The following is a 10,015-nucleotide window of genomic DNA, read 5'->3' as shown; positions in this document are numbered from 1 at the left end:
AACGCCTTCGCCATCACCTTCGAAGGAAGAATCAACTAAATGCCAACCCCGAATCCACCGTTAAACGGACACTCCCCCAGATGCCCACGGAGCTCGTAGATGCCCCGGGAAGGTAGTAGCCGGAGACGTCCGCAATTAGCTGGGTGGTGCCCCACGCGCGGTTGTAGAGCGTAACCTTGCCGTCGGCCCCGACCGGGACCGTGACGGAATTCGGAACAGTCTGCCCAGGCGAAAAGTTCACGTTCGATGAACCCGGCCGATCCGTCCCTGAGGCGTACGCCGTAATGAACCCGACCGACGTCGGGCCCGTGACAGTGAGGTTGAAAGTAACTGCCGCAACGTTGGCTGGAACTCCATTCGCCCCACCTGCCTGGAAAGACACCACCCCGTCAGCCCCCACAGGACCCCTGTTGCGGGTATCCAGGAAGCGTGTGGGCGCTACGGGAACAAATGCACCTGCTACAGTCGGCGTCCCGGCAACGTAGTAGCCGGATACGTCGGCGAGCAGTTGGGTGCTGCCGGACGAGCGGTTGAAAAGGGTGACCTTTCCGTCGGAGCCGACGGGGACGGTGACCGAGTTCGGAACTGTCTGGTCTTTTGCGAAGTTGACGTTGGAGGAGTTCGGGCGAGGTGTGCCGGAAGCGTAGGCGGTGATGAACCCGTACGACGTCGGGTTCACAACAGTGAGATTGAACGTGACTGCCGAGACCGTCGCCGGAATCCTACCCAACCCACCGACCTGGAAGGACACTGTCCCGTCCGGACTCGCGGGAGCGCTGGTCCGGGTTTCCAAGAGCCTGACGGGTGCGACAGGCACGAAGGCGCCCGGCACAGTCGGCGCTCCAGGGAGGTAGTAGCCCGAGACATCAGCGATCAATTGGGTGGTTCCCGACGAGCGGTTGAACAGGGTGACCTTTCCGTCGGCCCCTACCGGGACCGTGACGGAGTTCGGAACGGTCTGGCCGCCGGCGAAGTTCACGTTGGATGCGTCAGGTCGGTTGGTCCCGGAAGCATATGCGGTAATAAACCCGAAGGACGTGGGATCGGTAACTGTGAGATTGAAAGTAACCGCCGCCGCATTGGCCGGAATCCCGTTCACCCCGCCAACTTGGAAGGACACCGTTCCATCAGGGCCCACGGGAGCACTGTTTCGGGTATCCAGGAACCGCGCCGGAGCCAACGGGATAAATGCGCCCTCGGCGGTGGGTTTCGAGGTGGTACCCATGAGCGCTAAGGGTGTCGGTGCCGGAGCAGAGGCTGTATCCGCCTCTGCTGCGGGCGCCGCCAAGCCAGACAAAAGCAGTAGGATCCCCACGGTCGCTGCCACACTGGCAGTTTCACGCTTTATCCGTGCACTCAAAGAAACCACAACGCCCCCAATAAACATGCCCGGAAGTCTTAGGCAAGCCCCAATTCGTTCTTGCGGAAAGTACCACACTGGGCCGCTGTCCGGAATTCCAAGGGGCAGAGCACTTCCGGGGCTTGTTTCCCAGACCGGAGCTTGAAGCGCGGCGATGGGAAACAAGCCCCGGTTTTCGGAACCCAAGGCCTCAACCCCGGAACAGCTGGTCCTCGAGATTGAAGATTTCCGTGAGCTGGACGAATCCTTGGTCGGGTGCCTGTGCGTCGTTTTCGAACAGGAGCGCCATTTCCGCCTGCCAGCGGGCATTCACGTCAGTCAGGGCCATGCGGGCCCGGGCCGCATCGAAATCGTCGCATTCCACGTACCCCACCAGCAGCCCGTCGTCAGCCAGGAACAGCGAATAGTTGTTCCATCCGGCTGCCTTGAGTTCACGCAGCATCTCCGGCCAGACGGCCGCGTGGCGCCGCCGGTACTCCGGAATATGGCTGGGTTTGACCGAGGAGCGGAAGCAGACGCGCATCGAGGTTCCTACCTTCTGTGAATCGTTTCATTCGTAGGCGGCGAAGAGCCGCAAAATAGCGCAGCTTACCGGGTGCCGGCCCGGAACTGGCGGTATTCCTCGCGGGGAACCGGGGTCGCGTCCGGCGTGCCCAGCTGATTGAGCGGGATACGGTACGTTTCCCGGGCCGACCAAGCGGCCACGGCGCCGATGATGCAGATTCCGAAGCAGATGGACCCGATGATGAGCGGTACGTTCGCGGACCCTGGCGGGGCGATTGCCGCGAAGATACTCGGAAGGAACGCGGTGATGACAAGGCCGATGTTCTGCGAGATGGCGAATCCCGTGACTCGGGTGCGCGCGGGGAAGAGTTCCTGGAAGTAGCTGGCGAACGTTGCATTCCAGACTTGGTAGAGCGTGCCCCACATGAGGATCGAGAGGATGATCGTGAGCACTACGTTGTTCTGGCTGACCGCGTACAGATAGGCGTAGGCCAGCACGCCGGAGCTCAATGAGCCGAAGATCATCAACGGCCTGCGGCCGAACCGGTCCGACAGATCTCCGAACAAGGGGATAAGGGCCAGGGCGACGACGTTCGCCAGGACCGGGATCCAGAGGTAGACGGTGGTGCTCATACCGACGCCGTAGCCCGGCTGGGTGGCGTACGCGGCACCGAAGACTGCCACGGTGACACCGACGACGTTGACCAGGGTCATGCAGACTGCGCGAACCACGTTGAGACCGCTTTCGCGCAGCACGCGGACGATCGGCATCTTCGGGATCTCTTGGTGTGCCTTTTCTTCGGTGAAGATGGGGGTTTCTTCGACCCGGCGGCGGATCATGTAGCCTGCGAACACCACGAGGGCGCTGAGGAGGAATGGAATGCGCCAGCCCCAGGATTTGAACGATTCACTGGAGAGCATGGCCGAGAGCGGGAGGAAGACTGCGGCGGCGATAATTTGCCCGGCCTGGGTGCCCTGGAGCGCGAAGCTTGCATAGAAGCCCCGGCGTCCGAAAGGTGCGTGCTCCACGATCATGGCGCTGGCCCCGCTGAGTTCGCCGGCCACCGCAAAGCCCTGGATGAGCCTGACGGCGACCAGCAGGACGGGCGCCAGGAGGCCGACCTGGCCGTAGGTAGGCAGCAGTGCGACGGCGAAGGTCGAAGCGCCCATCATGAGCATCGCCAGGACCAGGACATTCTTACGGCCATGCTTGTCGCCCCACTGTCCCAGGACGAATGCGCCGATGGGGCGGGCAACGTAGCCCACGGCGTATGTGCCAAGGGAAGCGATCAGCGCCACGGTCGGGTTTCCGGCAGGAAAGAAGACGCCGGGAAACACCAGAGCGGCGGCCTGTGCATAGATGAACCAGTCGTAGTACTCAAGGGCGCTGCCGATCCAGCCGCTGGCTGCCGCTTTCCTCGTGGTGCTGGACTGTCGCGGTTCGATTGAACTTCGCTGCCTGCTCGCGTCGATCTTCATATTGTCCTCCTTTGGACAAGAGGTTGGGGCCAATGGAAGGGCCTTCCCGTCTTTGGGTGTGGTTTCCAGCAGGAGTGCGGCGCCATTGCAAGAATCGGACTGAACTTCCGCTTGGTATGCGCTTTCCCATCTGGTAAGCGCTTTCCATGAGACACCCGCGCGGCCGTGCTGTCAAGGTTAAGTTGTTGCGTCGGTCACACTGGCGAGAGACGCTCGGCCCGGCGCGATCACGTCATCGATGGAGCGGCCGCGAGCCAGGGGAACTACGGCGAACCCGTGCTCTTGCGGAGGGTGACGCTGCCCGCGACGGCGGCTGGACCGCCGCCGTCGTCGTCGGAAAGGGCCGCAATGGTTGCAAGCCGTCCGATTTCTTCGAGTGGCAGGCTTACGGTGGAGAGCGCCGGCCGGAAGTCCCGGAGCCATTGGATGTCGTCGAATCCTGCGAGGCTGGCGTCGTGGGGGATCCTGAGCCCCTGGTCCCTCAACGCGGCGGCCACGCCGATGGCCATGACATCGTTGCTCGCGAAAATGCACAAACGCTGCTCCGGCGCCGACTGGCCGGAGGCCTTGATCCGCCAGGCAAGCTCAATGCCGGCGTCGAAACCGCCGTTCCGGTTGAACGCGACGTGCACAACATCCGCGGCGGGTTGGCCGGCGTCGGACAAGCCGCGTTGGAATCCCATAACGCGCTCATCCGAAGTTGTGAGCCCTTCTGGACCTGCCACGATGACGAACGGCCCTTTGTGTGTGCGCGCCAACTCCCGCGCCAGATCCTGCGCAAGTTGTTCGTTCGGAACGGCGATGGTGCGGTAGTTGTCCGTTTCGGCGACGCCCAGGATCGCTTGCCCGACGACGCCCACTCGCCCGCCGTTGCGGCAGTAGCGGTCCAGTTCGGCGGCTAGCTCGGTGTTCGCGCGGGCGTCTTCGGAACGGGTTGAACGCGATCCTGCGATGACGATCGACTCCGCCCGCCGTGCAGCGAAGGCGGCGACGGCGTCCTTCTCCTCGGCGGGCGTGCCGTTGGTGGTGGCGAGCAGCACCATGCGGCGCTCTTGCCGTGCCGCGGCCTGTACGCCTTGCGCTATGGCGGAAAAATAGGGGTCCGCGATGTCGTGCACGATCAGGCCGATGAGGCCTGTGCTGGATTTCGCCAGGGCCTGGGCCTGGGCGTTCGCGATGTAGCCCAGGGTGTCTGCCGCCTGGCGGACGCGCTCGGCGATGTCCGGTGCGGGCGTCCTGGCGGAACCATTGAGCACCCGGGAGGCCGTGGCGGGGGAGACGCCGGCCAGTTTGGCCACTTCGGACAGCGTGCTTGCAGTCACGGACAACTCCTCTTCAAAGCCTCAGTCTCGGGCACTTTCAGCAACATCCGATTATTGCAGGCCCAACTAGCAGTGGGAAAGCGATTGCCAGACCCGGGGCGGCGTGTCATCATGAATGCATTGGGAATGCGCTTTCCCACCTTATTGCTTTCCATCTGAAGAAGGACTCATGGGCACCAATTCTGTTACAGCAACAAAGTCCATAAGGATCGCCATGAACGGCATCACTGGCCGGATGGGCTACCGCCAGCACCTGCTGCGTTCCATCCTTCCCATCCGCGACGCCGGGGGCTTCACCTTGGCAGACGGCACCCGCGTCCAGGTCGAACCGATCCTGGTTGGCCGCAACGAAGCGAAGATCCGCGAACTCGCCGAACTCCACAAGGTGTCCGAGTGGTCCACCGACCTCGACGCAGTTATCAACGACCCCACGGTCGACGTCGTTTTCGATGCGTCGATGACGAGCCTCCGCGCGGCGACGCTGAAGAAGGCCATGCGCGCCGGAAAGCACATTTTCACCGAGAAGCCGACGGCGGAGACGCTGGAGGAGGCCATCGAGCTGGCCCGCATCGGCAAGGAATCCGGGGTCACGGCCGGCGTGGTGCACGACAAGCTGTACCTGCCGGGGCTGGTCAAGCTGCGCCGCCTGGTGGACGAAGGCTTCTTCGGCCGGATCCTCTCGATCCGCGGCGAATTCGGCTACTGGGTCTTCGAAGGCGACGTCCAGGCGGCGCAGCGCCCGTCCTGGAACTACCGCAAGGAAGACGGCGGCGGCATGACAACGGACATGTTCTGCCACTGGAACTACGTCCTTGAAGGCATCATCGGCAAGGTCAAGAGCGTCAATGCCAAGACGGCCACGCACATCCCGACCCGCTGGGACGAACAGGGCAAGGAATACAAGGCCACGGCCGACGACGCCTCCTACGGCATCTTCGAGCTAGAGACCCCTGGCGGGGACGACGTCGTCGGACAGATCAACTCCTCCTGGGCGGTCCGCGTCTACCGCGACGAACTCGTGGAGTTCCAGATCGACGGCACGCACGGGTCCGCCGTCGCGGGCCTGAACAAGTGCGTCGCGCAGCAGCGCGCCCACACCCCCAAGCCCGTCTGGAACCCGGACCTGCCCGTTACGGAGTCCTTCCGCAGCCAGTGGCAGGAAGTTCCCGCGAACGCCGATCTGGACAACGGCTTCAAGCTGCAATGGGAAGAATTCCTGCGCGACGTCGTCGCCGGCCGGGAGCACCGCTTCGGCCTGCTTTCCGCCGCCCGCGGCGTGCAGCTCGCAGAACTCGGCCTGCAGTCCTCGGCCGAGCGCCGCACCATCGACATCCCGGAGATCGTGCTCTGATGACTTCCCTCCTCCTTCCAAACCACGACGGCGGGACCCGCCTCTACAAGGTGCGGCCGGCAACGTCGTGGGCCAGGCCGACGTCGCCCTTGACCTCACGGCGTGCCTACGCCGCGGCGCACGTGATCCCCGAAGCAACGGCCGACAACACCCCGGGTGCCCCCGCGCGCTTGGACTGGGACGCCACCATGGCGTACCGGCACGAGCTGTGGTCCTACGGCCTGGGTGTTGCCGACGCCATGGACACCGCCCAGCGAGGCATGGGCCTGGACTGGGCCGCCACGCAGCAGCTCATCAAGCGAACCGGCGTCGAAGCGGCATCCGTGGTGGCATCCGGCAACACCGCTACCGCCGGGAAGACCGTCAGGGACCTCGTCTCTTGCGGTGCCGGAACTGACCAGCTGGACCTGGACTCTGTCCCCGAGGGGCCCGCCGGAATCAAGACCGTGCTGGACGCCTACCGCGAGCAGATCGCCGTCGTGAGTGAAGCGGGACCGAAGGTCATCATCATGGCGTCGCGGGCGCTGGCCAAGGTGGCAGCAAGCCCTGAGGACTATCTGCAGGTCTACTCCACGCTCCTCAGTGAGGTGGACCAGCCCGTCATCCTGCACTGGCTCGGGACCATGTTCGACCCCGCACTGGCCGGCTACTGGGGATCGGACGACGTCGCCGAATCAACGGAAACCTTCCTTGGCCTGATCCGGGACCACGCGGACAAGGTGGACGGAGTGAAGGTCTCGCTGCTGGACGCTTCGCATGAAGTTGCCCTGCGTGCAGCCCTTCCGGAGGGCGTCCGCCTCTACACCGGCGACGATTTCAACTACCCGGAACTGATCGACGGCGACGGCGCCCACCACTCGGACGCGCTGTTGGGCATCTTCGCCGCGATCTACCCTGCCGCCTCGGTCGCCTTGCAGAAGTACGACGCCGGCGACGCCGCGGACGCGCGCGCCATCCTGGACTCCACCCGCGAACTGGGCAAGCACATCTTCAGCGCCCCCACGTTCTACTACAAGACCGGGATCGCCTTCATGTCCTGGCTCAACGGCAAACAGCCCGGATTCCAAATGGTCGGCGGGCTGCATTCCGGGCGCTCCGTGGTCCACCTGGCACGCACCTTCGAACTCGCCGACCAGGCCGGGCTCCTGAGCGATCCCGCGTTGGCCGCCTTCCGCATGTCCGATTACCTCCGCATCAACGGGGTGAGCGCATGAACGGCTTTTCGCGGCCGTCCGACTTTTCCAGATTGTCACTGAACAGCGCCACCACCAAGAAATGGACCCTCGCCGAGGCGGTGGACGGTTGCGTCCGTGCCGGGATCCCGGCGATCGGCCCGTGGCGGGACATCGTCGCCGACACCGGCCTGGACAAAGCGGCCAAGCTGATCAAGGACGCCGGACTTCGCGTTTCCTCCCTCTGCCGGGGAGGCTTCCTCACAGCCGCCGACGCCGAAGGGCAGGCCGCCGCTGTGGCGGACAACCGGGCAGCCATCCTCGAAGCCGTGGCCCTGGATACGCAGGAGCTGTTCCTGGTGGTCGGCGGACTCGCCCCGGGAGAGAAGGACGTCGTCGCGGCCCGCCAGCGCGTGGCCGACCGCCTCGAGGACCTGGTGCCCTTCGCCGTCGAACACGGGGTCCGGCTGGTGCTCGAACCCCTGCACCCGATGTACGCAGCGGACCGGGCCCTCATCTCGACGCTGGGCCAAGCGCTCGACCTCGCCTCGCCTTACGACGCGAAGGCGGTGGGCGTCGCCGTCGACACCTTCCACGTGTGGTGGGACCCGGAACTGAAGCAGCAGATCCAGCGGGCCGGCCGGGAAAACCGGATCGCCTCCTACCAGGTGTGCGATTTCAACCTCCCCATCGCCGCCGACGCCCTGCTGTCCCGCGGCATGATGGGCGACGGCGTGATCGACTTCGCGACGATCGGCGCCTGGGTGCGAGACGCCGGATACACAGGCGACATCGAAGTGGAGATCTTCAACCAGGACATCTGGGACGCAGACGGCGATTCAGTCCTGGAAACGATGAAGCAGCGCTACGCGGAACTCGTGCTTCCGTACGCCTAACGGCGCGGCGCGGGTCTGGGAAAGGCGGGGCACGTTGCGTGTCCCGCCCTCCTGCGTGCCTAGCCTCCGGCGGAGACCCTGTTGGCCATCAGCTCGGCAACCTCGGCCGGAGACAGCCTGCCGTCGACGAGCCACACCGTGAACGTGCGGACCAAGGAGTCGCCTGCGGCAAGCACCACTGGCCGGTCCCACGCGAGGGCCGAACCCACTGCGGGGTAATCCGCCATCCGGACGAACCAAGGATCCGGCGCCTCAGCCGGGGCAGCGAACACCACGGTGGCGGGGCCTCCAGGGAAGTCGGCTGCCCAAGCCAGCCACGGTGACGCCGAGCCGTGGACTTCGGGTTCGCCGCGACCTTCGGCAGTGAAGACCTCAGCTTCGGTGCACGCAGGCAAGCGCCAGAAAAAGCCGCCGTAGCCGCTTCCGGGGGCGCCGTTTGAGCCGGGGCTGCCCAGCGAGGAGTCGACGACGGCGGTCAGTTCTGTTCTTAGCTCCAGTTGCCAGGTGCGGCGGTCGAGCTGCCGGGAGCCGGTGGTGCGGCGTTCGCGGAGAAGTTCGGCGCCGTCCGGTGCCTGCCAACTCAATTCCTGCTCCAGCAAGCCGGGCCCGGACACTGTGGAGCGCTCGATGATGCGCCCATGGTCTTGCCGTTCTTCGTAACGGCCCGACGCGCGGATGTACGTTTTGCCGCCCCAGAAATTGGTCCCGTTCACATCCTGCAAGGTGAATCCCGCGCCAAGGTGCCAGGGGTGGTCTGCCGGCAGGTGATCAGTTACGGGGACTCCGGCCAGTGTGCGGACCGGGTGCAGATAGGGCCGCGGGGAGAGCCGCGTGGCAAGGCCTGTACCGCTCTGAACGGTCGCCAACAGGGCGGCGCCGCCAAGCTCGCCGCCGTCGGGCAGGCTCAAAACCGGCCTTCCGGCGTCAACGGCTGGACGCGCCCAAGGCAAGCCGAGTTCGCTGAAGGTGGCGTGCGCCGCCGTCGCGCGTTCCAGGGCGTCTTCGATTCCGTCGACTACGGCACGGGCGGCGTCACCTTCGCCCTCCCAGGTGACGTACTGCTCCGGGATCAGCGCCGGAGATTCCGCGGTGCGGATGGCTTCGAGGACCTGCATGAAGGCCCCGCTGTCCGCGAGCGGACTGATCAGCGGCGCGGTTGCGGAGCCCGGCGCCGAGCGACGATGCTCCAGCAGGTCTTCGGTGAGGTCCACCCGGCCGTATACGGTTTCGCGCTTCCCGGCGGCAGAGCTGACAGTGAGGCGGTCTTCGGTGTAATGGAACACTGCAGTGCCTTCGCTGCCCTGCAGGGTGATGTACGGTTCCACGGACTCGGCGGCGCACAGGGTGAGCGCGCACGTGATGGGCACGCCCGCTGCGGTGCGGATCCGGATGACGGAGGTGTCGTCGGCTTCGATGTCGTTGGCGCGGTACAGGTCCGTATCCACGGACGCAAGATCGTCCACGGTTTTCGCCCCGGCGATCCTCAGCGCTGTGGCGATGGCGTGGGCCAGGGGGTTGGTCGCCACCCCATCGACGACGTCGACGCCGTCAAGGCTGCGCTTACCCGCCCATCGTGAGCGTTTGTAATAGGCGCGGTCACGCACCCAACGCCCGGTGGCCGAGATGCCCAGGAGCGTGCCGATCTCTCCCGCCGCAAGGAGTTCATCAATGGCCTGGAGGGCCCGGGATCCGAGGCTTTGGAAGCCGACCTGGACGATTCTGCCGGCTGCGGTGGCGGCTTCCTGCAGGCGATTGAAGTCGGCGAGGGAAGCGACTGGAGGCTTCTCGAGGTACAGATCGGCGTGGGGGAGCGTCGTGAGGGCGAGTTGCGCGTGCGTCTGGATGGGGGTGGCCACAATGACGAGGTCCAACGCGGGGGTTCCCGCCAAGAGCTCGTCCAAGTTGCTGAATACCGCGGTTCTGGGCGGGAG

At 65.1% G+C, this 10,015-nt stretch carries 8 protein-coding genes; 3 read left to right on the top strand and 5 right to left on the bottom strand.

Features of this window, described 5'->3' with window-relative positions:
- Positions 1 to 31: 31 nt before the first annotated feature.
- The 4 genes from AC3WJM_RS22660 to AC3WJM_RS22645 form a co-directional block, all read right to left on the bottom strand.
- Entirely contained in the window at positions 32 to 1,120 is a 1,089-nt protein-coding gene (locus tag AC3WJM_RS22660) for a hypothetical protein (protein ID WP_492273020.1), read from the bottom strand.
- 430 nt (positions 1,121 to 1,550) lie between these two features.
- Complete coding sequence (locus AC3WJM_RS22655; protein ID WP_332602446.1) at positions 1,551 to 1,883, bottom strand: L-rhamnose mutarotase; 333 nt, start codon at positions 1,881 to 1,883, stop codon at positions 1,551 to 1,553.
- 65 nt (positions 1,884 to 1,948) lie between these two features.
- Complete coding sequence (locus tag AC3WJM_RS22650) at positions 1,949 to 3,343, bottom strand: MFS transporter (RefSeq protein ID WP_492273019.1); 1,395 nt, start codon at positions 3,341 to 3,343, stop codon at positions 1,949 to 1,951.
- Positions 3,344 to 3,606: 263 nt separating this feature from the next.
- Positions 3,607 to 4,665, bottom strand: a complete 1,059-nt coding sequence (locus AC3WJM_RS22645) for a LacI family DNA-binding transcriptional regulator (RefSeq protein WP_284988691.1) — start codon at positions 4,663 to 4,665, stop codon at positions 3,607 to 3,609.
- 214 nt (positions 4,666 to 4,879) lie between these two features.
- Between AC3WJM_RS22645 and AC3WJM_RS22640 the strand changes: the two genes are divergently transcribed.
- The 3 genes from AC3WJM_RS22640 to AC3WJM_RS22630 are packed head-to-tail and all read left to right on the top strand — an operon-like array spanning position 4,880 to position 8,084.
- Positions 4,880 to 6,016, top strand: coding sequence for a Gfo/Idh/MocA family protein (locus AC3WJM_RS22640; protein WP_307052830.1), 1,137 nt, complete (start codon positions 4,880 to 4,882; stop codon positions 6,014 to 6,016).
- Positions 6,016 to 7,230, top strand: coding sequence for a dihydrodipicolinate synthase family protein (locus AC3WJM_RS22635; RefSeq protein WP_492260490.1), 1,215 nt, complete (start codon positions 6,016 to 6,018; stop codon positions 7,228 to 7,230). Before AC3WJM_RS22640 ends, AC3WJM_RS22635 begins: the two co-directional genes overlap by 1 nt.
- A complete protein-coding gene (locus AC3WJM_RS22630) occupies positions 7,227 to 8,084 on the top strand; it encodes a sugar phosphate isomerase/epimerase family protein (RefSeq protein ID WP_492273018.1) in 858 nt (285 codons plus the stop codon). Before AC3WJM_RS22635 ends, AC3WJM_RS22630 begins: the two co-directional genes overlap by 4 nt.
- 59 nt (positions 8,085 to 8,143) lie before the next feature.
- Here AC3WJM_RS22630 and AC3WJM_RS22625 read toward each other — a convergent pair.
- Positions 8,144 to 10,015: DUF6807 family protein (locus AC3WJM_RS22625; protein WP_492273017.1), on the bottom strand; the 1,872-nt coding region annotated here is incomplete at its 5' end.

It is taken from the genome of Arthrobacter sp. FW306-1B-G06A (assembly GCF_058781765.1).
This window is presented reverse-complemented; position numbering and strand designations above follow the sequence as displayed.